General features: G+C 67.1%; 24 protein-coding genes. 22 read left to right on the top strand and 2 right to left on the bottom strand.

The features are described 5' to 3' along the window. Nucleotides 1-4 precede the first annotated feature (4 nt). The gene (locus IB236_RS15525; protein ID WP_121942895.1) at nucleotides 5-1,174 is read right to left on the bottom strand and encodes an efflux RND transporter periplasmic adaptor subunit; all 1,170 of its coding nucleotides are present in this window, start codon (nucleotides 1,172-1,174) and stop codon (nucleotides 5-7) included. A gap of 2 nt (nucleotides 1,175-1,176) precedes the next feature. Next, the gene (locus tag IB236_RS15520) at nucleotides 1,177-1,923 is read right to left on the bottom strand and encodes a TetR/AcrR family transcriptional regulator (protein ID WP_116749892.1); all 747 of its coding nucleotides are present in this window, start codon (nucleotides 1,921-1,923) and stop codon (nucleotides 1,177-1,179) included. 241 nt (nucleotides 1,924-2,164) lie between these two features. Here IB236_RS15520 and IB236_RS15515 point away from each other — a divergent pair, with 241 nt between their 5' ends. The 22 genes from IB236_RS15515 (at nucleotide 2,165) to IB236_RS15410 (ending at nucleotide 24,605) form a co-directional block, all read left to right on the top strand. Continuing rightward, the gene (locus IB236_RS15515; RefSeq protein WP_192421389.1) at nucleotides 2,165-2,977 is read left to right on the top strand and encodes a GntR family transcriptional regulator; all 813 of its coding nucleotides are present in this window, start codon (nucleotides 2,165-2,167) and stop codon (nucleotides 2,975-2,977) included. 47 nt (nucleotides 2,978-3,024) lie between these two features. Further along, nucleotides 3,025-4,227 carry an ABC transporter substrate-binding protein gene (locus IB236_RS15510; RefSeq protein ID WP_192421388.1) on the top strand — a complete coding sequence of 401 codons (1,203 nt, stop codon included), beginning with the start codon at nucleotides 3,025-3,027 and terminating at the stop codon, nucleotides 4,225-4,227. A gap of 96 nt (nucleotides 4,228-4,323) precedes the next feature. Further along, nucleotides 4,324-5,196, top strand: a complete 873-nt coding sequence (locus IB236_RS15505; RefSeq protein ID WP_056062878.1) for a branched-chain amino acid ABC transporter permease — start codon at nucleotides 4,324-4,326, stop codon at nucleotides 5,194-5,196. Further along, nucleotides 5,193-6,164, top strand: coding sequence for a branched-chain amino acid ABC transporter permease (locus IB236_RS15500; RefSeq protein WP_099730297.1), 972 nt, complete (start codon nucleotides 5,193-5,195; stop codon nucleotides 6,162-6,164). Before IB236_RS15505 ends, IB236_RS15500 begins: the two co-directional genes overlap by 4 nt. Continuing rightward, nucleotides 6,154-6,915 (top strand): ABC transporter ATP-binding protein, encoded by a 762-nt coding sequence (locus IB236_RS15495; protein WP_056744787.1) that lies wholly within the window; start codon nucleotides 6,154-6,156, stop codon nucleotides 6,913-6,915. The genes IB236_RS15500 and IB236_RS15495 overlap by 11 nt, the downstream gene beginning before the upstream one ends. Beyond that, nucleotides 6,912-7,649: an ABC transporter ATP-binding protein gene (locus IB236_RS15490; RefSeq protein WP_056744789.1), complete on the top strand. Its 738-nt coding sequence runs from the start codon at nucleotides 6,912-6,914 to the stop codon at nucleotides 7,647-7,649. The genes IB236_RS15495 and IB236_RS15490 overlap by 4 nt, the downstream gene beginning before the upstream one ends. 132 nt (nucleotides 7,650-7,781) lie before the next feature. Then, nucleotides 7,782-8,696 (top strand): tripartite tricarboxylate transporter substrate binding protein, encoded by a 915-nt coding sequence (locus IB236_RS15485; RefSeq protein WP_116750399.1) that lies wholly within the window; start codon nucleotides 7,782-7,784, stop codon nucleotides 8,694-8,696. After that, entirely contained in the window at nucleotides 8,693-9,982 is a 1,290-nt protein-coding gene (locus IB236_RS15480) for a 3-isopropylmalate dehydratase large subunit (RefSeq protein WP_192421387.1), read from the top strand. Before IB236_RS15485 ends, IB236_RS15480 begins: the two co-directional genes overlap by 4 nt. Nucleotides 9,983-10,121: 139 nt before the next feature. Then, complete coding sequence (locus tag IB236_RS15475; RefSeq protein ID WP_192421386.1) at nucleotides 10,122-10,631, top strand: 3-isopropylmalate dehydratase; 510 nt, start codon at nucleotides 10,122-10,124, stop codon at nucleotides 10,629-10,631. Continuing rightward, complete coding sequence (locus tag IB236_RS15470; RefSeq protein ID WP_192421385.1) at nucleotides 10,624-12,333, top strand: hydantoinase B/oxoprolinase family protein; 1,710 nt, start codon at nucleotides 10,624-10,626, stop codon at nucleotides 12,331-12,333. The genes IB236_RS15475 and IB236_RS15470 overlap by 8 nt, the downstream gene beginning before the upstream one ends. Continuing rightward, nucleotides 12,330-14,402 (top strand): hydantoinase/oxoprolinase family protein, encoded by a 2,073-nt coding sequence (locus IB236_RS15465; protein WP_192421384.1) that lies wholly within the window; start codon nucleotides 12,330-12,332, stop codon nucleotides 14,400-14,402. Before IB236_RS15470 ends, IB236_RS15465 begins: the two co-directional genes overlap by 4 nt. Beyond that, entirely contained in the window at nucleotides 14,399-15,034 is a 636-nt protein-coding gene (locus IB236_RS15460; protein ID WP_056744798.1) for a cysteine hydrolase family protein, read from the top strand. Before IB236_RS15465 ends, IB236_RS15460 begins: the two co-directional genes overlap by 4 nt. Before the next feature lie 8 nt (nucleotides 15,035-15,042). Then, the gene (locus tag IB236_RS15455; protein ID WP_192421383.1) at nucleotides 15,043-16,455 is read left to right on the top strand and encodes an FAD-dependent oxidoreductase; all 1,413 of its coding nucleotides are present in this window, start codon (nucleotides 15,043-15,045) and stop codon (nucleotides 16,453-16,455) included. A 4-nt stretch (nucleotides 16,456-16,459) separates the two neighbouring features. Continuing rightward, the gene (locus IB236_RS15450; RefSeq protein ID WP_192421382.1) at nucleotides 16,460-17,323 is read left to right on the top strand and encodes an oxaloacetate decarboxylase; all 864 of its coding nucleotides are present in this window, start codon (nucleotides 16,460-16,462) and stop codon (nucleotides 17,321-17,323) included. 106 nt (nucleotides 17,324-17,429) lie between these two features. Further along, the gene (msrA, locus tag IB236_RS15445) at nucleotides 17,430-17,978 is read left to right on the top strand and encodes a peptide-methionine (S)-S-oxide reductase MsrA (protein ID WP_192421507.1); all 549 of its coding nucleotides are present in this window, start codon (nucleotides 17,430-17,432) and stop codon (nucleotides 17,976-17,978) included. 194 nt (nucleotides 17,979-18,172) lie between these two features. Next, a complete protein-coding gene (locus IB236_RS15440; protein WP_121942906.1) occupies nucleotides 18,173-18,598 on the top strand; it encodes a Fur family transcriptional regulator in 426 nt (141 codons plus the stop codon). Further along, nucleotides 18,595-19,278 (top strand): ABC transporter ATP-binding protein, encoded by a 684-nt coding sequence (locus tag IB236_RS15435; RefSeq protein WP_146870874.1) that lies wholly within the window; start codon nucleotides 18,595-18,597, stop codon nucleotides 19,276-19,278. The genes IB236_RS15440 and IB236_RS15435 overlap by 4 nt, the downstream gene beginning before the upstream one ends. Continuing rightward, nucleotides 19,275-20,513, top strand: coding sequence for an FtsX-like permease family protein (locus IB236_RS15430; RefSeq protein WP_192421381.1), 1,239 nt, complete (start codon nucleotides 19,275-19,277; stop codon nucleotides 20,511-20,513). Before IB236_RS15435 ends, IB236_RS15430 begins: the two co-directional genes overlap by 4 nt. Nucleotides 20,514-20,573: 60 nt before the next feature. Next, nucleotides 20,574-20,825, top strand: coding sequence for a hypothetical protein (locus IB236_RS15425; RefSeq protein ID WP_192421380.1), 252 nt, complete (start codon nucleotides 20,574-20,576; stop codon nucleotides 20,823-20,825). Between the two features lie 41 nt (nucleotides 20,826-20,866). Beyond that, nucleotides 20,867-21,496, top strand: a complete 630-nt coding sequence (locus tag IB236_RS15420) for a DUF3299 domain-containing protein (protein ID WP_192421379.1) — start codon at nucleotides 20,867-20,869, stop codon at nucleotides 21,494-21,496. Between the two features lie 55 nt (nucleotides 21,497-21,551). Then, nucleotides 21,552-22,013: a hypothetical protein gene (locus tag IB236_RS15415; protein ID WP_370539921.1), complete on the top strand. Its 462-nt coding sequence runs from the start codon at nucleotides 21,552-21,554 to the stop codon at nucleotides 22,011-22,013. A 480-nt stretch (nucleotides 22,014-22,493) separates the two neighbouring features. Then, the gene (locus IB236_RS15410) at nucleotides 22,494-24,605 is read left to right on the top strand and encodes a TonB-dependent receptor domain-containing protein (RefSeq protein ID WP_192421378.1); all 2,112 of its coding nucleotides are present in this window, start codon (nucleotides 22,494-22,496) and stop codon (nucleotides 24,603-24,605) included. The last annotated feature ends 137 nt before the right edge of the window (nucleotides 24,606-24,742 follow it).

Raw genomic sequence — 24,742 nt, 5'->3', positions numbered from 1 at the left:
CTGGTCAGGGCGCAGTGCGCGAGGCGGGAGCGGCTTGCGGCGCAGCAGTTGCCGCCGCCACGGGCGTGCCCTCGCGCAGCGAACCCATGCGGCCCGCAATGACCGTCGTGCCCACGGGTACGCCGTCCACCGCGACCAGGGTCTGCCCATTGACCACGGCGCGCGCTCCCGTCTGTACCGGCGCATAGGCCACGCGGCCCTCCTTGATCGTCTGGAGGTAGGGTGCCGGTTTGTCGGTGCGCACGGCATCCAATGGAACGGTCAGTACCTGCGCACTGCCCGTGGCCAGAAGGCCTTGCACAAACAGGCCCTGGCGCAGGCTGGCGTTGTGGGGTGCCTGGTCCACCCGCAAATAGACTGGCACGGTGCGGCTGCCCGCCTGGGCGCTGGGGTTGATGCGCACGACGGTGGCTTGTACCGGCGCCGAGGCGCCTTCGACCGTGAGCTGGGCCTTCTGACCCACACGCACGCCGACGGAGTCAGCCGGGGTGAGCAGGGCTTCGAGTTCCAGGCGGGAGAGGTCCACCACTTCGATGATGCGGGCGTCGATGGGCACCCGCTCTCCCGGCTGGGCCAGCCGCTGCGCCACCAGGCCGCTGATGGGGCTTTTGAGGACGGTGTCTTCCAGCGCCTTGCGGGCGACATCGGCGGCCGATACGGCGGCCTGGTAGCTGGATTGGGCCGCTTCCAGGCTGGCCTGCGAGGTGACCAGCGCCGTGGCAGAGATAAAGCCCTGGTCTACCAGTGCACGGTTGTTGTTGTACTGCCGCTGGTTGATGTCCACCTGCGATTTGGCTGCATCGGCCTGTTGCTGGGCCTGGCGCAGGCGTGCACGGGCTTCGGTCGGGTCGATGCGGGCCACTTCCTGTCCCGCCTTGACGCTGTCGCCCTCGCGCAAAGTCAGGCCCTGCAGCTCGCCGGCCACGCGTGCTTTGACCATGGCCGAGTCCACGGCACGCAACGATCCTGATACCGGTACCCCCAGCGAGAGTTGGGACGATTGCACGGTGATCACTTCGTCGGCCGCCAGCTGCAGCGGTGCCTCGGCCCGTTGTGTGGACGCCTCGGCCAAAGCCTTCTGCTGCGCCTGCCGCGCCGCCATGGCACGCCAGACACCGCCACCGAGCAGCACGACAACGACGGCCGCAGCCATCCAGGGAATCCAGCGTTTCATGGTCAGGGTGTGCGCGAGCGCGTGAAAGAAGGGGGAGGGGACGGCTTGTCAGACGGCAATGTGCCTGCTGCGCCGGAAGCTGCAGGCGCCTCGGGGCGCACACACAGGCCGTGCAGGATGTTGTCGATCTGCGTCTCGATGTATTGCTCAGGTGTCAGCTCCTGGGCATCAGGCACGCAGGCGCCCACTGAGTGCTTCCACATCATGAGGAAGATCATGGGGGCCAGCACCAGGTACACGGCGTAGTCGAGGTTCACGGGGCGGAATTCGCCCCGCGCAATGCCACGCTCCAGGATGCGGCGAATCAGCGCCTGGCCGGGCAGAATGACTTCGTGCTGGTAGAACTGCGCAATCTCGGGGAAGTTCTGTGCCTCGCTGAGCATGAGCTTGGTAATGCCTGAGGCCTTGGTGCACCCGATGCGTTCCCACCAGACCTGGTAGCAATAGCGCAGGACCTCGCTGGTGGTTCCCACAAAGGTCTCCAGCTCGCTGTTCCACTCGGCAAAGCGGCCGGCGATGTTTTCGCGCACCACCGCCTTGAAGAGCTCTTCCTTGCTGGGGAAGTACAAAAACAGCGTGCCCTTGGATACCCCGGCGCGCGCCGCCACCTCATCCACCCTTGTGGCGGCAAACCCCTTCTCGACAAACAGGTCGAGCGCAGCCTCCAGCAGCTCTCCCGGGCGGGCTTCCTTGCGGCGCTCGCGTTTGGTGCTGGTCGTGGCAGAGGAGGGTGGGGGGGGAGTGGTCAAACCGGCTATTTTTAATGACTGACTGGTTAGTAATGTAGCCAGTGCCTGTGGGCGCGTCAATGCGGCCTTGTCACAAGCTGCCAAAAGGCGCGCGGTTTCGCATTGCTGCGGTGCACATCTCTCCTTGCTGGCACGGTGGTTGCGTGCACTCGGTGCAGTGCACCGGTGCCGCAAATGTCTGCAGCAAGACAAATTTCGCTCCTAAATGTCTTATTGACAGGACATTAGAACTATTCCTAATATGACCTCCATGTCGTCCAACAACCTGCCGCTCCCCAAGTACCACCAGATCTATCTGGTGCTGCGCGAGCAGTTGCAAGAGGGTCGGTTTGCCGATGGTCTGCCGGGCGAACTGGCGCTGATGCGGCAGTTCGCGGTGGCGCGTGTCACGGTGCGCCGCGCGCTGGAGCTGCTGGAAGGCGAGGGCATGATCTCCCGCGAGCCCGGCCGGGGCACCCGCCCTTTGGCTCCCGCCCCAGCCACCGCCAACGGCGCGGGCGGCGAAGGCGAAAGCAGCCGCGCGCATCTCACCGGCCTTCTGGAGAACCTGGTCAGCATGGGCCTGCGCACCTCCGTCAAGGTGCTGGATGTGGATACGGTCACAGCATCGCGTGCCGTGGCCGGTGCACTGAATATTGCAGTGGGCGACGCCGTGCAAAAGGCGGTCCGGGTGCGGAGCACCAAAGAGGGGCCGCTGTCGCACATCACCACCTATGTGCCCGCCGACATTGCCCGCCAGTTCGGACGGCGCGAGCTGGCGCGCAAGCCCATCCTGGTGCTGCTCGAAGAGTCGGGCGTCAAGGTGGGCCGCGCGCACCAGACCATCTCGGCCAAGCTGGCTGACGCTGTCGTGGCCCGCCACCTGGATGTCTCGGTGGGCTCGGCACTGCTGGCTGTGCGCCGTCTCATCTATGACGACCAGGAGCGCCCCGTGCAGTGGCTGCACGGCCTCTACCGGCCGGACCGCTACGAATACGAAATGCAGCTGTCCCGTGTGGGCAGCATCGACGCCAAGGTCTGGGTCAGCAAAGAGCTGTCGGCCCAGTTCCACTGAATCCGTTCCTCCAACCTCAATCCGACCCACCTGCCAGGAGAATGCCCATGAGTACTCGCCGCCATTTCATGTCCCAGTCGGCTGCCGCCGCGTCGGCGCTGGCCTTCCCACTGGTGGGCGGGGCGCAGGCCAAGTCCGTCAAGGTGGGGGTGCTGCACCCTGTGACCGGCGCACTGGCCTATTCGGGCCAGCAATGCCGCGAAGGCGCGATGATGGCCATTGAAGACATCAACAAGGCTGGTGGCATCAAGGCTCTGGGCGGCGCCAAGCTCGAAGCCCTGCTGGGCGATGCGCAGTCACAGCCTCAGGCCGGTGCCGCCGAGGTCGAGAAGATGAATGAAGCGGGCGTGTCCGCCGTGGTGGGGGCGTTTGCCTCGGCCATCTGCCTGGCCACTACGCAGGCCGCCGCCAAGTACAACCTGCCGCACATCGTGGATGTGGGCGTGGCCGACCAGATCGTGGAGCGCGGCCTCAAGAACACCTTCCGCTTTGGCCCCGGCTACAAGAAGTGTGCCGAGACCGCCGTGGCCAACCTGCATGTGCTGAACACGGCGGCAGGCAAGCCCGCCAAAACAGTGATGATCATCCATGAAGAATCGCTGTTCGGCACCGGCACTGCGCAGCTGCTGGCGCGTGAGCTGCCCGGCTACGGTTACGAGGTCAAGGAAATCGTCAAGCACGCCAACCCCACGCGCGACTTCAACAACATCGTGCTGCGCATGAAGGCGATCAACCCCGACATCGTCATACCCGCCAACTATTACAACGAATACGCATTGCTGGTGCGCACCATGCAGCAGCAAAAGGTCACGCCCAAGGCCATCTACTCGGTGTTGGGTGGGGCGGCATCGAGCTACAAGTTCGTCAAGGAGTTTCCGGACGCAGCCAACGGCATCATCGACTGCAACCACTGGTTCAATCCCAAGGACAAGCGCGCGCAGGACCTGAAGAAGCGGGTCGAGGCCAAGGGCCTGTTCTTCAGCTACGAGCTGTTCATGACCTACACCTCGATGTGGCTGCTGGCCGATGCGCTGGAGCGCGCCAAGTCAATGGACCGTGCCGCCCTCATCGACGCACTGGAAAAGAGCACCTTTGCCGATCACATCATGCCGTACGGCCCGACCAAATTCGTCAATGGACAGAACCAGGGTGCCCAGCCGCTCATGACCCAGGTGCTGAACAAGGACATCAAGGTCATCATCCCGCGCGACTATCGCGAAGCGGACCCGCTCTTCCCGCTGAAGGCCTGACACCCACCAATTTTCGGCCCTGAATGCAGGGGCTGCGGGGCGCTCCCACGCGGAGCGCCAGGCCGCGCCTTTGCCTCAACGCCGGACTCCACACCCATGTTCGAGCTCAGCATCCTCTTTCCCTCCCTCCTGAACGGCCTGACGACGGGCGCGGTCTATGCACTGATCGCGCTCGGGCTCACGCTGATCTACGGCGTGCTGCACATCATCAACTTCGCGCATGGCGCGTCGCTGATGTTGGCGCTGTACGCCGTGTACCTGCTCAAGCAGCACTTCGGGCTCGACCCCTACCTGGCGCTGCCCATCCTGGTGCCTGGCATGTTCGCCCTGGGCTATGGCCTGCAGCGCCTGGTGATCAACCGCGCCAGCCACGGCAAGGACGAGAACATCCTGCTGGTCACGCTGGGCATCTCCATCGTGATGGAGAACCTCGCTCTGCTGTTCTTCAAGTCCGACACGCGCACCATCGAAACGGCCTACACGCTGACCACCGTCGCTGTAGGCCCGGCCATGATTGCGCTTCCGAAGCTGGTGGCCTTCGCCGGGGCGCTGGTGGTGTCGGGCGTCTTGCTCTGGATCGTCGGCAAGACCGACCTGGGCCGCGCCATCCGTGCTGTGGCCAAGGAAAAGCATGGCGCCAAGCTCATGGGCATCAACGTGGACCACGTGTACGCGATGAGCTTTGGCATCGGCCTGGCTTGCCTGGGGGCGGCCGCGTGCTTTCTGCTGCCGGCTTACTACGTGAACCCGCAGGTCGGCAGCGGCTTTGTGCTGGTGGCTTTCACCATCGTGGTGCTGGGCGGCATGGGCAGCTTTAGTGGCGCGCTGGTGGGAGGGCTGCTGATTGGGGTGGTGGAGTCGCTGGGCGGCCTGTATCTGGGCGAATCGCTGGGGCAGATCGGCATCTTTGCCATCTTCATCGCGGTGTTGCTGTTCCGCCCGCAGGGCTTGTTTGGAGCCAAGGCATGAAGCAACTCTGGACCATTGGAGTGTTCGCGGCCATCGTGGCGGCCGTGACGGGCGTGTCGGACTCCGGCGTGCTGCTCAACTTCGTGATGATGGCGCTCTACGCTGCCTTGCTGGCCCAGGCCTGGAACATTCTGGGCGGCTTTGGCGGGCAGTTCTCGTTTGGCCATGCACTGTTCTTTGGCACGGGCGCCTACATACAGGCTATTGCGCAGATGCAAGGCGGCATCAACCCCTGGGTGGCCTTGCCCATGGCCGTGGCGGGCAGTGCGCTGGTGGGGTTGTTCGTGGGCGGGCTGTCGTTCCGCTACGGGCTCAAGGGTTCGTACTTTGCGCTGGTCACGCTGGCCTTTGCCGAGGTGTTCCGCATCCTGGCGCTGTCGGTGCCGTTCACCGGGGCGGGTGTGGGCCTGATGCTGCCGCTCAAGGAGTCGCTGGGCAACATGCAGTTCGGCTCGCGCAAGGGCTATGTATTTCTGATCCTCGCGCTGGTCACGCTGGCGCTGCTGGTGAGCTGCTGGCTCAAGAACTCGCGCTTTGGAGCCTGGCTGCAGGCCGTGCGCGACAACGAAGACGCGGCGCGCGCCATTGGCGTGAATCCTTTCAACGTGAAGATGGGCGCGATTGCACTGTCGGGCGGTTTCATGGGCGCTGCCGGTGCGTTTTATGTGCAGGTGTTCCAGTACATCGACCCGGGCATTGCCTACGGCTCCGTCACATCGGTAGAGGCCCTGGTGGCCGCCATCGTGGGCGGCATCGGCACCGTTTGGGGGCCCGTGCTGGGCGCCCTGGTGCTGCACATCCTGGCCGACATCACGCGCAACCTGTTCGGGCAGCTGCCGGGCATCAACATGGTGATCTACGGCGTGGTGCTGGTGCTCATCGTGATGTTCCTGCCGCGTGGTATCGCAGGCATTGGGCAGTCGGTGGTGGCGGTGTGGAAACGTTCGGGAGGCCGCCATGGCCAATGACCTGTTGCAGCTCAGTGGCCTGAGCAAATCCTTCGGCGGCCTGAAAGCCGTGCAAAACGTGAGCCTGGCGGTGCCAGAAGGTTCGTTAACGGCGCTGATTGGCCCCAATGGCGCAGGCAAGACCACGCTGTTTGCCCTGATGTCGGGCTTTGTACGGCCCGACGCAGGCACGGTGCGCTTCGCAGGCCAGGACATCACCGCCCAGGCGCCCCATCTCAATGCCCGGCTGGGCATGACGCGCACCTTCCAGATCGTGCAGCCGTTTGCGGCACAAACCGTGCGTGAAAACATTGCCGTGGGCGCTCACCTGAAGGAGCCAAACCGCCGCGCGGCGCTGGCGCTGGCCAGCGACGTAGCGGCCCGCGTGGGCCTTTCGCCCCAGCTGGACAAGCCTGCAGCCGACCTCACAGTGGCGGGCCGCAAGCGGCTGGAGCTGGCGCGCGCGCTGGCGACACAACCGCGCCTGCTGCTGCTCGATGAAGTGCTGGCGGGCCTCAACCCCCAGGAGATTGCCGAGATGATTCCCGTGGTGCGCGGCATTGCCGATGGTGGCGTGACCGTGTTGATGATCGAGCACGTGATGCAGGCCGTGATGAACCTGGCCGAGCATGTGTGGGTGCTGGCGCAGGGCCAGTTGATTGCCGAGGGCAGCCCGGGCGTGGTGACGTCCGACGAGCGCGTGATCGAGGCCTACCTGGGCCACGGCACGGCGGCGCGCCTGCGTGCCGCTGCAGCGAAGGAGGCCGCATGAGCAGCGCCGTCCCATCGTCCGCATCCAGCCCCTTGCTCAGCGTGGCGGGCTTGCGCGGCGGCTACGGCCGCGTCGAGGTCCTGCGGGGCGTGGACCTGCAGGTCCAGCCTGGCGAGACCGTGGCCCTGCTGGGCAGCAACGGCGCGGGCAAATCCACCTTCAACAACGTCGTGTGTGGCATTTACAAGGCCTGGGACGGTACTGTCGCTTTTGGCGGTGCGGACCTGAGCGGCGCGCACTACACCGAGGTCGTCAAGGCCGGGCTGATCCAGGTACCCGAAGGGCGCAAAATTTTCCCGAACCTCAGCGTGCTCGAAAACCTCGCGCTGGGCAGCTTCACCCGCGCACGGGAGCGCCGGGCCGACAACATCGACAAGGTGTTTGCCACCTTTCCACGCCTGAAGGAGCGCACCACCCAGCTCGCGGGCACCATGAGCGGCGGCGAGCAGCAGATGCTGGCCATTGGCCGGGGCCTGATGGCCGAACCCCGCCTGCTGATCCTGGACGAGCCCTCGCTGGGCCTGTCGCCCCTGCTGGTCGAGGAGATGTTCGGCCTGATTCGCCAGCTGCGTGCCACCGGGCTGGCGGTGTTGCTGGTCGAGCAGAACGTGGGCCAGTCGCTGGAGATTGCGGACCGTGCCTACGTGATGGAAAACGGCAGCATCCGCTTTTCCGGCGCGCCCGACGAACTGCTGCGCAGCGACGACCTGCGTCGCGCCTATCTGGGCCTTTGAATCCCATGCTCCTCGCCCATGCCATCCTGTTTGACCAAGGCAGGGTGATGCCTGCGCTGTGACCGTAGAAGGAGACACCACACCATGATCCAACGCCGCAGAATCCTCCAAGCTTTTGCCCCTGTGCCGGCCATGCTGATGGGTGTGCGGGCCTTTGCCCAGTCCACACCCATCCGCATCCTGGTCGGCGCCCCGGCCGGCGGCTCCACCGACACCCTGGCGCGCACCCTGTCCATCGAAATGGGCCGCCTGCTGGGCCGCACCGTGATTGTCGAGAACCGGCCCGGTGCGGGCGGCAACATCGCGGCCGATGCGGTGGCCAAAGCCGCACCCGATGGCAACACGCTGCTCATGAGCTTCACCAGCCATGCCATCAACGCCAGCCTCTACCCGTCGCTGCCGTTCGACCCTGTCAAGGACTTCACCCCGCTGACCTGTGTGGCCACCTCGCCCTCGGTGCTGGTGGCCCACCCCTCGCTGCCTGCCAAAGATGTGCGTGAGCTGATCGCACTGGCCAAGGCCAAGCCTGGCAAGCTCAACTTTGCGATTGGCGCGGTGGGTTCATCGCTGCATCTGGCGGGCGATGCCTTCAAGATGCAGTCGGGCGCCTACATCGTCAACATTCCGTACCGGGGCACTGCGCCCGCGTTGCAGGATGTGCTGGCCGGGCAGGTCGACCTGATGTTCGCCGCCGTCGGCAATGCACAGGCGCAGATCCGCGCGGGCAAGCTCAAGGCGTTGGGCGTGACCAGTGCCAAGCGCCTGCCCGCCTTTCCGGATGTGCCTGCGATTGCCGAGGTGCTGCCGGGCTACGAATCCAGCGCCTGGTTTGGCCTGTTTGGCCCGGGGCAGATGAACCCCGAGCTGGCCAAGCGCCTGAGCGATGCCGCACGCCAGGCCATTGCTACCCCCGACGTGAAAAAGCGCCTGGAGCTGGAGGGCGCCGTGCCCGTGGGCAACAGCCCGGACGAGTTTGCGCGTTTTGTGCAGGCCGAAATCCCGCGCTGGGCCAAGGTGGTGAAGTTTGCCGGAGCCAAACCCGAATGACCGCCACCCCTGATGTTGTGGCCAGCACCCTGGCCCAGAAGCTGGTGGCCCGCGCCAGCGGCCGCGCCAGCGTCACACCCGGTGAAATCGTGAACTGCCGGGTGGATCTGGCCATGTTCCACGACTCGTCCGGCCCCCGGCGCCTCAAGCCCATGCTCGACGAACTGGGCGCGCAGATCTGGGACAAATCGCGCGTGGTCCTTGTCATGGACCACTACCTGCCCGAGCGCGACGAAGAATCCCGCCGCATCGTGCGCATCGCCCGCGACTGGGCGCGCGAGCAGGCTTTGCCCCATGTGTATGACGGCCAGGGCATCTGCCATGTGGTGGTGCCCCAGCACGGCCACATCCGGCCCGGCATGTTCTGCGTGGGCGGCGACTCGCATTCGCCCACAGGCGGTGCCTTTGGTGCCTACATGTTTGGCATCGGCAGCACCGAAATGCTGGGCGTGGTGGTGACCGGCGAAATCTGGCTGCGCGTGCCCCACACCTTGCAGATGCATTGGAGCGGACAGCTGGCCCCCGGTGTGACCGCCAAGGACATGATGCTGCACATGATTGGCCGCTTTGGCATGAACGGCGGCCAGTACCAGGCCGTGGAGTTTGCCGGCCCCGCCGTGCAGGCGCTGCGCATGCAGGAGCGCATGACGCTCTCGAACATGAGCGCCGAGCTGGGCGCCCAGGCCGGTCTGATTGCCCCCGACGCCACCACACGCGAGTGGTTGCGGGCGGCGGGCGTGCCCGACGCAGACCTTCAGGGGCTGGATGCCTGGCGCACGGATGAAGGCGCAGCCCTCACGCGCCACACCTTCGACGCCACCACGCTCACGCCGCAGGTCGCCGCGCCCCACAGCCCGGCCAACGCCGCCCCCGTGGCGCAGCACGCAGGGCAGGGCATCGACGTGGCCTACATCGGCGCCTGCACGGGCGCCAAGCTGGACGACCTGCGCGCTGCCGCCTCGGTGCTGCGTGGCAAACGTGTGGCCAGTGGAGTGCGCCTGATGGTGGCCCCTGCCAGCCAGCAGGACCAGGCCGCTGCGCGCGAAGAGGGCGTTCTGCAGGTGCTGCAGGACGCGGGGGCCGAACTGTTCCCTACCACTTGCGGTGCCTGCGCAGGCTATGGCGACACGGTGGGCGATAACACCACCGTCATCTCCAGCACCGCCCGCAACTTCAAGGGCCGCATGGGCTCGGCCACCGCGCAGGTGTATCTGGCGTCGCCGTACACCGTGGCGGCATCGGCCGTGCGCGGTTGCATCACCGACCCCCGCGAGGTACTCGCATGAGCATGATTCACCCCCTGAGTCGCTTCGCGCCTTCCCCCTCTCTCGCTGCGCGGGAGGGGGACGCCACCGGTGGCCTGGCAAAGCCAGTTCCACGGTGGCACCGGTCTGGGCCTTGCCGGTTTCATACACCGCGCGTTGGATGAACGACATGACGAATATTCACAGGGTATGGCGCCTTGGCGCTGACATCGACACGGATGTACTCGCCCCCGGCCATGCCATGAAGCACGGCCTGGACGTGCTGGCGCGCCACTGCCTCGAATCGGTGCGGCCCGACTTCGTGGGCGGCGTGCGCAAGGGCGATGTGATCGTGGCCGGGCCCAACTTCGGTATTGGCTCCTCGCGCGAGCAGGCGGCCGCCGTGCTGGTGCGGCTGGGCATCGTCGCGGTCATCGCGCCGTCGTTCAGCGGTCTCTACTTTCGCAACGCCTTCAACCTGGGCCTGCTGCTGCTGACCTGCGCCGAGGCCGGTGCACTGGGTGAAGGCGATGTCGTCACGCTCAACTGGCAAGCGCCCGCCGTCATCACACCCCAGGGCCGCGCGCTGGCCTGCGACCCGATTCCCCCGTTTCTCATGGACATGGTGCGCGCTGGCGGTCTGCTGAACCAGCTGCGCACCCGCTTTGGCAAGGAGGCCGTCAATGGCTGAACACAACAACACCACCACCGCACCGCCCGCTATGGACCCCGTCACCCTGGCCGTCTTGCGCGGCCGCCTGGAGCAGATCGCCGACGAGATGGACGCCACGCTGTACCGCAGCGCGTTCAACCCCATCATTGCCGAGGCGCACGATGCCTGCCACGGCCTGTACGACGCCGTCAGTGGCGACACGCTGGTGCAGGGCAAATCGGGCCTGCCCGTGTTTGTGGGGGCGATGGCTTTCGCCGTGCGCGCTGCCATGCGGGCAGCGGGCGAGCGCGGTGGCATCACGGCGGGCGACACCTGGTTGTTCAACGACCCCTACGAGGGTGGCACGCACGCCAACGACTTCAAGCTGGTGCGGCCCTTCTTTCGCGGTGGCAAGCTGTACTGCTTTCTGGCATCGGCCGCGCACTGGCACGATGTGGGCGGCAACGTGCCCGGCAACTACAACCCGGCCGCCACCGAATGCTGGCAGGAGGCCGTGCAGATCCCGCCCGTGCGCATCGTGCGCGGCGGCGTATTCGACGACGATGTGCTCGCCATCCTCAAGGCCAACACCCGCCTGCCCGACAGTCTGTGGGGCGACCTGAACGGTCAGCTGGCCGCCCTGGACCTGGGCGAGCGCCGCCTGCACGACCTGTTGGACCAGTACGGCGATGCCCTGGTGCAGCAGGCCATGGGCGAGCTACGCATGCGCGCCGTCAAGCTCATGCAGTCGCACATCGCGGCGCTGCCCGACGGGCGCTACAGCTTCAGCGACATCCTGGATAACGACGGAGTGAAGGATGAGGCGTTGACCATCGCCCTCGACATGACGGTGCAGGGCGAGCGCCTCACGCTCGACTTCTCGCGCACCTCGCCGCAATGCGCCGGGCCCGTCAACATCTCGCGCGCCACGGCGATTGCGGCGTGCTACGTGGCGCTCAAGCATTTGTTTCCCGATGTGCCGGCCAATGCCGGTGTGCTGGACGCGGTGGACTTTGTATTGCCCGAGGGGCTGGTCATCAGCGCCGCACGGCCACGCCCGGTGGGTGGCTACACCGAGACCATCCTGCGCATGATCGATGTGATCTTCAGCGCCACTGCGCAGGCCGACCCCAAGCGCGCCATGGCCCAGGCCTACGGCACCATAAACGCACTGTCCATCGCCGGGCTGCGCACCGACGCCGCGCGCAAGGGCCAGCGCTGGGTCATGTTCAGCTTTTTTGGCGGCGGCCACGGCGGGCACAGCGATGGCGATGGCCTGAGCCATGGCAATGCACCCATCTCCACCGCCACCATCCCGCCGCTCGAAATTCTGGAGGCTGCGTACCCCGTGCGCTTCACGCAATGGGCACTGCGCCCTGATTCGGGCGGTGATGGCGAGCACCGGGGCGGCCTGGGTGCGATCTATGAAATCGAGCTGCTGGAGCAGGACGCCGAGGTGTTCATCTTTGGCGAGCGCGGCAAGGCTGCCCCCCAAGGCATTTCGGGCGGTGGCGCTGGTTCCATGAACGTCTTCAGCTATGAAAATAATAGTGAATGGAAGCAGCCACCCATGCGCTCCAAGATGATCGGCATCCGCCTGAAGCAGGGCGAGCGCGTGCGGCTGGAAACCCCCGGTGGCGGGGGCTACGGTGTACCGGCCGCACGGGCCGCAGCAGCGCGTGAGAAAGATTTGGCGATGGGCTACGTCACTGCCCCCGCCACAGCGAAAGGCAAGGCATGAGCAGCGACAAGGTTTCGGATCAGGCTTCGTATGTGGTGGGTGTGGACGTGGGCGGCACGTTCACCGACCTGTTTGTACTGGACGAGCGCGATGGCAGCGCCCGCATCGTCAAGGTGCCCAGCACCCGGGGCGAGGAGGCGCGAGGTTTCATGAACGGCGTGGCGCGCGTGGCCGACTCGGCCGCGCAGATCGCCACCATCGTGCACGGCACCACCGTGGGCACCAATGCGCTGCTGGAGCGCAAAGTGGCGCGCACCGGCATCATCACCACCCGCGGCTTTCGGGATGTGCTGGAGATGCGCCGCCGCGACCGGCCGCAGACCTGGGGCCTGCGCGGCAGCTTCGAGCCCATCGTGCCGCGCAACCTGCGCCTGGAGGTGGACGAGCGTGTGTTGGCCGATGGCACGGTGCACACGCCCGTGGACATCGAACAGGTCAAGGCCCAGGCGCGCGCGCTGCTGGAGGCAGGCTGCGAGGCCGTCTGCGTGTTCTTCATCAACACCTACGCCAACCCCACCAACGAGCAGGCCGCCGTGGCCGCCGTGCGCAGCGTGTGGCCCAACCCACATGTGACGGCCGCCAGCGAGGTGCTGCCCGAAATCCGCGAGTTCGAGCGCTGCTCCACCGCCACGCTCAACGCTGCCCTCCAGCCCGTGGTGGGCAGCTACCTGGAGCGGCTGGAGGGCGACCTGCGCACGCAGGGCTTTGGCGGCGAGCTGCTCATCGTGCAAAGCAACGGCGGCGTGATGTCGCGCCAGACGGCTTGCGATGTGCCCGTGCGCACCGCGCTCTCGGGCCCGGCGGCGGGCGTGATTGCCTGCGCGGCGATTGCGCGTGCGGCAGGTTTCCCCGATGTGATCACGGGCGACATGGGCGGCACCTCGTTCGACGTGTCGCTGGTGGCCAAGGGCGAGGCGGCGTTGGCCGCACAGACGGCCATTGAATTTGGCATGGTGGTGCGCTCGCCCATGATCCAGATTGAGACCATTGGCGCGGGTGGTGGCTCGATTGCCTCGGTGGACGCCAGCGGCATGCTGCAGGTGGGCCCCGAGTCGGCCGGTAGCATCCCCGGCCCGGCCTGCTATGGCCGGGGCAACACCCGGCCCACGGTCACCGATGCCAACGTGCTGCTGGGCCGTATCGCCGCCGACCGGCCCCTGGGCGGTGGCCTGCTGGCCGCCATGGACGCGCAAAAGTCGCGCGACGCCATCGAGACCCATGTGGCCCGACCCCTGGGCCTGGATGTGATGGCAGCCGCCGAAGCCATCCTCACGGTGGCCAACGCCAAGATGGCGGGCGCTGTGCGCGTGGTGTCCATCGAGCGCGGGCACGACCCGCGCCAGTTTGCCTACATGCCCTTTGGCGGCGGCGGCGCACTGCATGTGTGCGCCATGATGCGCGAGGTGGGCGTGGGCACGGGCATCGTGCCGCGCTACCCCGGCGTCACCTCCGCCCTGGGCTGTGTGATGGCTGACATGCGCCACGACGCGGTGCAGACGCTGAACAAACCCCTGGTCGACCTGGACGTGGCCGACCTGCGCCAGCGCGTGGCCACACTCGCAGCCACCTGCCAGCAGCGCCTGGATTCAGCGGGCGTGAAGTTTGTGGAAGTGCAGGAAATCATTGCGCTCGACATGCTCTACGCCGGGCAGACCCACACCGTGCAGGTGCCAGTAGCAGCCGACGCGCTGAGCCACGATGGCATCCGTGCCGCGTTCGAAACCGCCTACCGCGCCGCTTTTGGCCGTGTGCTTGACGGCATTGCCGTGCGGGTGATGAACCTGCGCTACGCCCGCGTGGGCGTGCGCCCCAAGTTCGACCTGACGGTGCTGGCACCGCAGACCACTACCGTGAACCCGTCGCTGGGCGTGCAGCGTGTGTTCCACGCTGGCCGCTGGTGGGACGCCGTGCGCCACGCACGGCTGGACCTGCCCGTTGGCACCCGCGTCGACGGCCCGGCCATCCTGGAGCAGCCCGACACCACGGTGTGGCTGGAGCCTGGCTTCAGCGCCACGGTGGACCCGCTGGGCAATCTGCTGGTGCGGGCCGACGGGGAGGGCGCAGCATGAGCCACGGCGCAACTAACCCGAGCATCAACCCGCACCACGCCGCGCTGGTCATCATCGACCTGCAAAACGACTTTTTGGCCCCGGACGGCGCCTACGCGCGCGGTGGCGCGGTGAGCGCAGCCGCCCAGGCCTTGCCACCCCGGGTGGCAGCGGTGGCCAAGGCACTCAAGGCGGCGGGCGGCATGGTGGTGGGCAGCCAGTTCACCCTGTGGCCTGACGCGCAAGGTGAGCCCATGGTGTCGCCGCACCTCAAGGCCTTGCGCCCGTTTCTACGGCGCGGCGACTTTGCGCCCGGCAGCACAGGCCAGGCGCATGTGGCCGAGATCGCACCGTGGGTGGATGTGTCGGTGTGCAAGGTGGCGTATTCGGCCTTCTTCAACACCCAGCTCGACTGGGTGCTGCGCCGCGCGGGCATCACCACCGTGGCGGTGTGCGGCATCGTCACCAACGGGGGCGTGGCCAGCACGGTGCGCGATGCGCACATGCGCGACTACCAAACCCTGGTGCTGTCCGACGGCTGCGCGGCCTTCAAGCAGGCAGTGCACGACACCTCGGTGGCCGACATGGCCAACGTGGCCCAGGTGCTGACCTGCGCCGACTTTGCTGCCGCTGTGGCCGCCCCTTCCGCATGAATGCGCCCATGAGCACACCCCGCATCTGCCATGCCGAGCACCTACCCGGCACCGTGGCGCAGGACGCGCATGTGCCGGCGCTCATCGTGGGCGGCGGTGCCTGTGGCCTCACGGCGGCGCTGATGCTGCACGACGCCGGTGTGGACTGCGCGGTGCTGGAGCGCGATGCCACCCCGCTGGGCTCTTCGGCCCTCTCATCCGGCTTTATCCCCGCGCCCGGCACGCAGGCGCAGCGCGCGGCGGGCATTGATGACAGCCCGAAGCGGTTTGCCGCCGACATCAGTGCCAAGGCCAAGGGCAGGGCAGCGCCCCATTTGGTGCAGGCCTATGCCCAGGCCATCGGCCCGGCGCTCGATGCACTGCAAGCGCGCCATGGCCTGCAGTGGCAGGTGCTCGATGGATTTTTGTACCCCGGCCACAGCGTGCGCCGCATGCACGCCACGCCCGAGAAAACCGGCGTGGGCCTGATGGGCCGCCTGGCCAACGCGGTGACGGCGGTCGACATCCCGCTGATCACCGAAGCCACCGTGCGCGAGCTGTGGGTCAATGCCCAGCAGCGCGTGATCGGCGTGGGCTACGAGCGGCCTGATGGCACCCTGGAGCACCTGGCCTGCGACGCACTCATCCTGGCCTGCAACGGCTTTGGCGGCAACCCGTCCATGGTGCGCGAGCTGCTGCCCGAGATGCGCGACGCCCTCTTCGCCGGCCACACAGGCAACGACGGTAGCGCCATCGCCTGGGGCCAGGCGCTGGGGGCACGGCTGGCAGACCTGGGCGGCTACCAGGGCCACGGCTCCTGGGCCATTCCGCAGGGCGCGCTGATCTCGTGGGCGCTGATGATGGAAGGCGGCATCCAGGTCAATGCGCTGGGCGAGCGCTTTCACGACGAGACGCAGGGCTACTCCGAGGCCTCGGTGCATGTGCTGGCGCAGCCGGGCGGCGTGGCGTGGAATGTGTTCGATGCGCCCATCCTCGCACTGGCGCGTGGCTTTCCGGACTTTGTCGATGCCGAGGCAGCCGGTGCGGTAAAGCACTGTGACAGCGTGCAGGCGCTGGCGGCGTTGATCGGCTGCGATGAATCAAAATTGATAGCAGCCCTGGCAAGTACCACTAGCGCTAGCGGCCAGAACGACAACAACCGACGTGTGTTTGCCCGCCCATTGCAGGCGCCGTTCTGCGCGGTCAAGGTGACCGGCGCGCTGTTCCATACCCAGGGCGGGCTGGACATCGACGCCCAGTGCCGTGTGCTGGGGCAGACCGGCCAGCCATTTCCCAATCTTTTGGCCGCAGGCGGCGCAGCCCGTGGCGTGTCGGGCGATGCGGTGTGGGGATATCTCTCCGGCAACGGCCTGCTCAGCGCCGTGGCCGGGGGCTACATCGCTGCGAACACGGCGGCCGGGCTGAACCGTCAGAAAGTGTGAAGACATGACCCCTTCATCGTTCAAAGAACGCCTCCATGAACCCCGCGCCATCCTGGCCCCTGGCGTCTACGACGCCCTGAGCGCCCTGGTGGCCGAGCAGGCTGGCTTCGAGGCGCTGTACCTCTCGGGCGCATCGATTGCCTACACCCGTCTGGGCCGCTCCGACGTGGGCCTGACCACCTACACCGAGGTGGAAGACACCCTGGCACGCATCACCGAGCGCGTACGCACGCCGGTCGTCGTCGATGCCGACACCGGCTTTGGCAACGCGCTCAACACCCAGCGCACCGTGCGCGGCTTTGAGCGCGCGGGCGCGGCCATGGTGCAGATCGAGGACCAGGGCTTTCCCAAGCGCTGCGGGCACCTGGACGGCAAGACGGTGGTGCCGGTGGGCGAGATGTGCGGCAAGCTTAAGGCCGCGCTGGACGCACGCCGCAGCGCCCACACCCTGATCCTGGCCCGCACCGACGCGCTGGCCGTGGAGGGCATCGACGCCGCCTTCGACCGCGCCGAGGCGTACCTGGAATGTGGTGTGGATGCGCTTTTCATCGAAGCCCTGCGTACCCCCGAGCAGATGGACGCGGCCTGCCAGCGCTTTGCCCACCGCATCCCGCTGCTGGCCAACATGGTCGAAGGCGGCAAGACACCGATCCAGAGCGCGGCCGAGCTGCAGCAGCGCGGCTTTCGCATCGTGATCTTCCCCGGCGGCACCGCCCGCGCGGTGGCGCACACGCTGCAGGGCTACTACGCCAGCCTGCACACGCACCAGACCACCGCGCCATTCAAGGACCGGATGATGGACTTTGACGGCCTGAATGCGCTGATCGGCACGCCCGAACTGATGGCACAGGGTCGCCAGTACGAGTAGCCCCCCCAAGGGGTAAAGGCCAATGCCCCCGCCCGCACTGCGGCGGGTGAGGGCGCGTACCATGCCGTGAACGTTTTTCCCCCGAAACTGCATGGAGACCTCCCACATGGCCCACAACCCACAAACCATCACCCTGGGCGGCGGCTGCTTCTGGTGCACCGAAGCCGTGTTCGACCGCGTGCGCGGCATCACCGATGTGGAAAGCGGCTACACCAACGGCCACACCATCAACCCCACGTACGAGCAGATCTGCCAGGGCGACACCGGCCATGCCGAGGTGGTGCGGCTGACGTTCGATGCCGACGAGATCAGCCTGGAAGAGATCCTGGAAATCTTCTTCCACACCCACGACCCGACCACCCTCAACCGCCAGGGCAATGACGTGGGCACGCAGTACCGCAGCGGCATCTACTACGACACCCCCGAGCACGGCGAGATCGCCAACGCCATGATCCGCCAGATGTCGCAAGACAAGCTGTTTGGCGCGCCCGTCACCACCGAGGTGAAGCCGCTCTCGAACTACAGCACGGCCGAGGCCTACCACCAGGACTACTTTGCCAACCACCCCAACGCGGGGTACTGCGCGTTTGTGGTGGGGCCGAAGGTGGAGAAGTTTCGCAAGACGTTTGCGCGGTATTTGAAGGGCGGACGCTGACGCGCTGGCGGCTGCCAGAGGGGCGGGATCCGGGTCTTGCGCTCTGGGTTCAATGCTTGGAGGGAGCAAATTCGTTCAGAGCGAGGCTGCAGGCAGGCATAATGCAACCCGATTGCGTTATGCGCAGTTCATCCGCACCACCCATGTCTTCCCCGTCCCCTCAACGTCTCCAGCCTTGGTCGCTTCCCCCCGGCATGCGTGCCACCCGCGCCACACGGGCGTTGGCGGCAGTGTACGAAGCCCGGCCGGACGCAGCCCTGTCAGAGCCCGAGGTTGAAGCGGCCTTAGCTGCAGCGGGTGTTGCGGTCAACAAGGTCACGGTCTACCGCATGCTCGATCGTTTTGCCGCCGCCGGCCTGCTGCACAAGCAAGTCGATGCCGCCCGCGTGACGCGGTATGCGCTGGCGCCACAAGGGGAGGAGGGCGCCGCCCCACGTTTTGAATGCGACGACTGCCACCGCCAGTTCCGCCTGTCGCAGGGCTCGGCCAAGGTGCAGACCGCCCTCAAGCAGGTGCTGCAGGCGCTGGCCACCGCAGGACACGAGAGCCTGGCGGTGGACATTGCAGTGCACGGGCGCTGTGCCGACTGCGCGCACCCGGCAGAGGGCGCTGCCGCATGATCCGCACCCGGGGGCTTTCCTACACCTATGCCACGGGTGGCGCCGCGCCGCTGCGCTTTCCGGATGTGGATCTGCGCCAAGGCGGCACGCTGCTGCTGCGCGGGCGCTCGGGCACCGGCAAGTCCACCTGGCTGGCGCTGATGGCGGGCTTGCGCGGCGCCAGTGGCGGCGACCTGTTTGTGGCGGGCACCCAGCTGGGCACGCAGCGGGGGGCCGAGATCGATGCCTGGCGCGCGCGCACCATTGGCTTCTTGCCGCAAAAGCTGTACCTCAGCAGCGCACTCACCGTGGCGGACAACCTGGCGCTGGCGTACTTTGCAGCCGGGCTGCCGCGTGACGATGCGGCCATCCACCGCGCACTCACCCAAGTGGGCGTGGCCGAACTGGCCGCCCGCAAGCCACACCAGCTCTCCGGCGGGCAGGCGCAGCGCGTGGCGCTGGCGCGGGCCGTGCTGCTGGCGCCGCAGGTGCTGCTAGCTGACGAGCCCACGGCCAGCTTGGACGACGAGGCGGCGGCCGATGCATTGGCCCTGCTGCAGCACAGTGCCGCTGCCTGCGATGCCAGCCTGGTGATTGCCACGCATGACCAGCGTGTGGTGTCCGCCCTGGCAGGTGTCCAGACCCTCAATTTGAATGAAATCGGCACGGAGCGCCGGTTGAATATGCCTGAGCAGCTATGAATTCAGGAGTGTTCAAACTCGCCCGCCTGTCCTGGCGCTACCTGTGGTCCCGACCGCTGGCCGCCGTGCTCAACCTGCTGGTGCTCACGCTGGGCCTGGCCGCCATCACTTTGGTGCTGCTGGTGGCCACGCAGCTCGACAAGGCGTTTGAGCGTGATCTGAGCGGTATCGACCTGGTAGTAGGCGCCAAGGGCAGCCCGCTGCAGCTCATCCTGGCGGGCGTGTTCCACATCGACGTACCCACGGGCAACATCCCCCTGCAAGAAGTGCAGGCGCTGCAGAAGAACCCGCTGGTGGCGCAGGTCATCCCGCTGAGCCTGGGCGACAGCTACCAGGGCTTTCGCATCGTGGGCACCACGCCCGACTACGTGGCGCACTATGAGGCCCAGTTGGCCGAAGGCGCGCTGTGGCAGCAGCCCATGGACGCGGTGCTGGGCGCCAGCGTGGCGCGGGGCATTGTCAAAGCCAGCCATCAGGGCGCGCCGCTGGTGGGGGCCACCTTCATTGGCAGCCACGGCCTGGGGGGAGGAGGGCACGCCCATGGCAACCACCCCTACCGTGTGAGCGGGGTGCTGGCGCCCTGCGGCTGTGTGCTGGACCGATTGATCCTGACCAGTACCGAATCCGTCTGGATGGTGCACGAGACCGCCACGGCCAACGATGCCGAAGACCTGGAAATCATGAAGGAAGAGCGTGAGGTGACCGTGGCCCTGGTGCGCTACCGCACGCCCATGGCGGCCATCACGCTGCCACGCCTGATCAACGGCGGCACCTCGATGCAGGCGGCGGCGCCCGCCATCGAGGTCACGCGCCTGCTGCGTCTGCTGGGCGTGGGTGCCGATGTGCTGCGCGCCTTTGGCGGCGTGCTGCTGGCCGTGGCCGCGCTCAGCGTGTTCATCGCGCTGTGGAATGCCGTGCGCGAGCGCCGCGCCGACCTGGCCATGCTGCGCATGCTGGGCGCGCCGCCGGGCCGGGTGGCCGGGCTGGTGCTGTGGGAGGCGCTGTGGCTGGCCGCGCTCGCGTCCATGCTGGGGCTGCTGCTGGGCCACGGCCTGACGCAGGCCCTGGGCTGGGCCTTGCAGGCGCAGGGCTTGCTACCGGTGACGGGCTGGATCTGGCTGCCCGCCGAAGCCGGGGTGCCGCTGCTGGCCGCAGGCGTGGCGGCCTTGGCGGCGCTGCTGCCGGCCATGCAGGCCTACCGCACCGATGTGGCCGACTTGTTGAGCCAGCCCTGATGCGGCCCCCGAGTTCTGACCTCCATAAACCCTCTAGCCACTCCACCTGAAAGTCTTTCCATGAAAAAACTTTTCGCTGCTCTCGCCCTGGCCCCCATGCTGCTCGCCGGTGCCCTGGCCAATGCGCAAGCCCACAACGACAAGGACACCCAGGAAGACGTCGCCCGCCACCGTGCCATGGCTGCCGCCCACGAGGCCGCCGCCAAGTGCCTGGAGTCCGGCAAGGGCCACGACCAGTGCCAGAAAGACCTGCAGGCGGCGTGCAAGAACCTGGCCATTGGAAAATACTGCGGCATGAAACACGCACACTGAGCGCCTGTTTTTTTGATGCTCGTTCGCCCGGAGTCCCCGCCATGTCCTGCACCTTGAAACCCTTGCCCATCCCCGGCCTGATGGCTCGCGTGGCTTGTCTGGCCGCCACGCTGGTTCTGGCAAGCGGTGCGCACGCGCAGCAAGGCGGCGCCACCAAGCCCGCGCCGGGCGCCTTTGAGCGCGCCAAAGAAGGAGCTGCCGCAGCGCCAGTGCTGTCGTCGCCACTGCCTGCGGGCGCTGGCACCGTCGTGCCATCGGGGTCGGGTGCGGGCTACCACAGCCCCAACAGCCCGATTGCCCCGCTGCCCCAGCGCAACGACGTGGTGCCCTGGTCGGTGCTGACCGACCTGAGCAAAAAGACCACTAAGGACGGCATCCTGCCCGTGTTCAACGACGCCCAGAAGGGCATGGACAGGACCACGCAGCGCATTCAGGGCTTCATGGTGCCGCTGGACGCCAAGCCGACGCAGACGCACTTCATCCTCACCTCCGTGCCGCTGACCTGCTCGTTCTGCACACCGGGCGGGCCCGAGAGCATGGTTGAGGTCAAGGCCAAGACACCCGTGCGCTATTCGCTGGAGCCCGTGGTGGTGGAAGGCAAGTTCACCGTGCTCCCCAATGACCAATATGGCCTGTACTACCGCGTGGTGGATGCGGTGCCGGTGAAATAATCCACGGCTTTTGCCGCTGCAGCCTCTGCCGCAATCCTTTCCCTTTTTGCCTGACGTGACCCGCGCCTTCCTTCGCCCTTTGCACCTGCCGTCCGCCGCGCTGCGCGGCGCAGCGGTGCGGCGCGTGGCATTGGCGTGGCTGCTGCTGGCATTGGTGGTGGTGCCCACGCTGGGTCGGCTGCACCAGGTGGTGCACGGCGGCGCGCTGGACCAGGCGCATGCCGGGGTGCTGGCCGCGCCCTCTTCGTTGCCCGGGCAGCCGGGGTGGGACCCGGCCCCCACTGCGCGACTCGCTGCCACACCCGGCCACGGTCTGTGGCTGCCCTATCTGCTGGCCCACCACGCGCCGGTGGACTGCCTGTTGCTCGACCAACTGGCGCTGGGCGACGCATTGCATGCCGCCCCGCTGGCGCTGCCTGCGGCCGATGCGCCGCTGCCGCCGCCCGTGCATGCGGCAGGGCGGGCGAGCACACCCCACATTGCGCTGTTCCACGCGCGCGGCCCACCGGTCGCCTGACGCGAAGCGCACCTCTAGGGACCCTCTGCACGAATCAAGCGGCAAGTGGGCGCAGCGGATCGGGAAGGGCTGCAAGGCGCAAAACGCAGCAATAGCGGTAGCTATTGCGAGTATTTGCAACGCGGCAGACCGCCCGAGCCCGCTGATGCACACGGCGCGCTGATTTGTGCAGAGGGTCCCTAGCCCCACCTTCTCAGCCGGCGTCCCCGCTGTGTGCCTTGCAGGGCAACGCCGCGGTGTTGTGCCTGCTGGCGTGGGGCGCGGTATGCAAGCCGCTGTATGCAGGCCGATTTGGCGGCTGCCAGCGGCCGTACCACGGCGCGCCGCCCATCATTACTCCTGTTTTCATAGCTGCTAGCGCATATTTCACTAGCGCTTGCAGCGGTTTTTATTCATCAACCCGCGCCCTGGGCGCGGCTCGGCATGCGCAGGCGCGTTGGCACCGCCAGCGCCGCGCATGCCTTGTTGCAGGCCACCACCATGACCCACACCTTTTCTACCCACCGCTTTGCTTCCCGCCGTGCACACCCGGCGCTCCACCCTGTGGCCCTGGCGACCCTGCTGGCGCTGTCTGGCACCAGCGTTGCCACCCAGGCGCAGACTGCACCCGCGCCCGCTGCGGCGGCAGACGCTGCACCCAGTCTGCCCGCGGTCACCGTGTCGGCCAGCGGCCTGCAACTGGGCGCCAGCGACATGACCACCCCCGCCACCGTGCTGGAAGGGGATGAACTGGTGCGCCGCCGCGAGGCCACGCTGGGCGAAACGCTGAACAGCGAGCCCGGCATCACCAGCAGCCACTTTGGTGCGGGCGCCAGCCGGCCCATCATCCGCGGCATGGACGGCCCGCGCGTCAAGGTGCTGAGCGATGGCGCCGAGCTGCACGACGCCTCCACCATCAGCCCCGACCACGCCGTGGTGTCCGAGCCGTTGCTGGCCACGCAGATCGAGGTGCTGCGTGGCCCCTCGGCCCTGGTCTATGGCAACGGCGCCGTGGGCGGCGTGGTCAACGTGCTGGACGGCAAGGTGCCCACCGCCATTCCGCAAAAGGGTTACGAAGGCAGCGCCGAGCTGCGCGCCAACTCGGGGGCGGGCGAGGGCGCCGGGGCCTTTTCGCTGACGGGTGGGGCGGGCAACCTGGCCGTGCATGTGGAGGGTGTGGCGCGGGATGCGGGCGACTACCGCGTGGGCAAGGGCTGGTCGGGCGGCAGCAAGGTGCTGGGCAGCTTCAACCGCACGGACACTGGCAGCGTGGGCCTGTCGTGGGTGGGCGACCAGGGCTACCTGGGTGCGGCCTACACCCGCCAGACCGCCAAGTACGGTCTGCCCGGCCACAACCACAGCTTTGACGGCTGCCACACCCATGGCGACCACCTGCACTGCGGCGCCCACGCGGATGACGAAGCCGACGACCATGACCACGACGCCGCAGCAGGCGATGTGCCGGTGGTGGACCTGCGCAGCGAGCGCTTTGACGTGCGGGGCGAGCTGCGCAACCCGTTTACGGGCGTCTCGGCACTGCGGCTGCGCGCGGGTGTCACCGACTACAAACACGACGAGGTCGAAGACGGTGCTATCAGCACCACCTTCAAGAACAAGGCCTACGACACGCGCGTCGAGCTGCAGCACGAGCCCATCGGCGGCTTCAAGGGCGTGATCGGCCTGCAGACCTCGCAGCGCAAGTTCAGCGCCGAGGGCGAGGAGGCCTATGTGCAGCCCACTGTGACCCGCAAGACGGGCCTTTTCGTGCTGGAAGAGTACCGCTGGAACGACTGGCGCTTTGAAGCCGCCCTGCGCCATGACCGCCAGACGGCCGAGGCCCAGACCAGCGGCATCGAGCGCAGCCACAACGGTACCTCGGCGTCGCTGGGCGCGGTGTGGAAGTTCACGCCGGGCTACCAGGTGGGCACCTCTTTCACCCGCGCCAGCCGCGCCCCGTCGGCCGAAGAGCTGTACGCCCAGGGCCTGCACATGGCCACCAGCACGTACGAACGGGGCAATGCCGACCTGCGCTCCGAAATCTCGCAGAACATCGATGTGAGCCTGAAGAAGACCAGCGGCGACACCACCTTCGGCGTGAGCGTGTTCCGCAACCGCATCCAGAACTACATCTATGGCCGCACGCTCGACGCGCTGGACGGCCTGCAACTGCTGCAGTACAGCCAGGCCGACGCCACCTTCACCGGCATCGAAGGCCAGGTGCGCCAGCGCCTCACGCGCAATCTGGGCATCACACTGTTTGGCGACACCGTGCGCGCCAGGCTGGATGGCGGTGGATTGCTGCCGCGCATCCCGGCCACCCGCGCCGGTGTGCGGCTGGACGCCAACTGGCAGGCCTGGGAAGGCCAGGTGGAATGGGTGCAGGTGGCCCGCCAGAACCGCGTGGCCGACTTTGAAACCGCCACGCCCGGCTACGGCATGCTGAACCTGGGCGTGAGCTACAACGGCCAGTTCAGCAGCGGCACCCCCTGGCAGGTGTACCTGAAGGCCAACAACCTGACGGACCGCCTTGCGTACGCACACACCTCGTTCATCAAGAACGCAGCGCCGCTGATGGGGCGCAATCTGACGGTGGGGGTGAAGGTAGCGTTCTGACGGGTGATGCCGTCGTGATGTCAGCGAGCCAGCGGCGGGGAGGGCGTTGCTGGCTCGCCCACCTCCCGGCCCCAAACCACCGAGTCCAAAGGTGACTTGGATGCATGCCATACTCGCTTTGACGTGGTTGATATTTC

This window comes from Acidovorax sp. ACV02, from assembly GCF_014851475.1.
Taxonomy (GTDB): Bacteria; Pseudomonadota; Gammaproteobacteria; order Burkholderiales; family Burkholderiaceae_C; genus Acidovorax; species Acidovorax delafieldii.
Note: the sequence above shows the minus strand (reverse complement) of the source record. Positions and strands in the feature narration are given on the sequence as shown.

What these genes read in the sequence shown, in the direction of transcription:
- IB236_RS15525 (WP_121942895.1), bottom strand. Translation starts at nt 1,174, where the DNA reads ATGAAACGCTGGATTCCCTGGATGGCTGCGGCCGTCGTTGTCGTGCTG.
- IB236_RS15515 (WP_192421389.1), top strand. Translation starts at nt 2,165, where the DNA reads ATGACCTCCATGTCGTCCAACAACCTGCCGCTCCCCAAGTACCACCAG.
- IB236_RS15510 (WP_192421388.1), top strand. Translation starts at nt 3,025, where the DNA reads ATGAGTACTCGCCGCCATTTCATGTCCCAGTCGGCTGCCGCCGCGTCG.
- IB236_RS15505 (WP_056062878.1), top strand. Translation starts at nt 4,324, where the DNA reads ATGTTCGAGCTCAGCATCCTCTTTCCCTCCCTCCTGAACGGCCTGACG.
- IB236_RS15500 (WP_099730297.1), top strand. Translation starts at nt 5,193, where the DNA reads ATGAAGCAACTCTGGACCATTGGAGTGTTCGCGGCCATCGTGGCGGCC.
- IB236_RS15495 (WP_056744787.1), top strand. Translation starts at nt 6,154, where the DNA reads ATGGCCAATGACCTGTTGCAGCTCAGTGGCCTGAGCAAATCCTTCGGC.
- IB236_RS15490 (WP_056744789.1), top strand. Translation starts at nt 6,912, where the DNA reads ATGAGCAGCGCCGTCCCATCGTCCGCATCCAGCCCCTTGCTCAGCGTG.
- IB236_RS15485 (WP_116750399.1), top strand. Translation starts at nt 7,782, where the DNA reads ATGCTGATGGGTGTGCGGGCCTTTGCCCAGTCCACACCCATCCGCATC.
- IB236_RS15480 (WP_192421387.1), top strand. Translation starts at nt 8,693, where the DNA reads ATGACCGCCACCCCTGATGTTGTGGCCAGCACCCTGGCCCAGAAGCTG.
- IB236_RS15475 (WP_192421386.1), top strand. Translation starts at nt 10,122, where the DNA reads ATGAACGACATGACGAATATTCACAGGGTATGGCGCCTTGGCGCTGAC.
- IB236_RS15470 (WP_192421385.1), top strand. Translation starts at nt 10,624, where the DNA reads ATGGCTGAACACAACAACACCACCACCGCACCGCCCGCTATGGACCCC.
- IB236_RS15465 (WP_192421384.1), top strand. Translation starts at nt 12,330, where the DNA reads ATGAGCAGCGACAAGGTTTCGGATCAGGCTTCGTATGTGGTGGGTGTG.
- IB236_RS15460 (WP_056744798.1), top strand. Translation starts at nt 14,399, where the DNA reads ATGAGCCACGGCGCAACTAACCCGAGCATCAACCCGCACCACGCCGCG.
- IB236_RS15455 (WP_192421383.1), top strand. Translation starts at nt 15,043, where the DNA reads ATGAGCACACCCCGCATCTGCCATGCCGAGCACCTACCCGGCACCGTG.
- IB236_RS15450 (WP_192421382.1), top strand. Translation starts at nt 16,460, where the DNA reads ATGACCCCTTCATCGTTCAAAGAACGCCTCCATGAACCCCGCGCCATC.
- msrA (WP_192421507.1), top strand. Translation starts at nt 17,430, where the DNA reads ATGGCCCACAACCCACAAACCATCACCCTGGGCGGCGGCTGCTTCTGG.
- IB236_RS15440 (WP_121942906.1), top strand. Translation starts at nt 18,173, where the DNA reads ATGCGTGCCACCCGCGCCACACGGGCGTTGGCGGCAGTGTACGAAGCC.
- IB236_RS15435 (WP_146870874.1), top strand. Translation starts at nt 18,595, where the DNA reads ATGATCCGCACCCGGGGGCTTTCCTACACCTATGCCACGGGTGGCGCC.
- IB236_RS15430 (WP_192421381.1), top strand. Translation starts at nt 19,275, where the DNA reads ATGAATTCAGGAGTGTTCAAACTCGCCCGCCTGTCCTGGCGCTACCTG.
- IB236_RS15425 (WP_192421380.1), top strand. Translation starts at nt 20,574, where the DNA reads ATGAAAAAACTTTTCGCTGCTCTCGCCCTGGCCCCCATGCTGCTCGCC.
- IB236_RS15420 (WP_192421379.1), top strand. Translation starts at nt 20,867, where the DNA reads ATGTCCTGCACCTTGAAACCCTTGCCCATCCCCGGCCTGATGGCTCGC.
- IB236_RS15410 (WP_192421378.1), top strand. Translation starts at nt 22,494, where the DNA reads ATGACCCACACCTTTTCTACCCACCGCTTTGCTTCCCGCCGTGCACAC.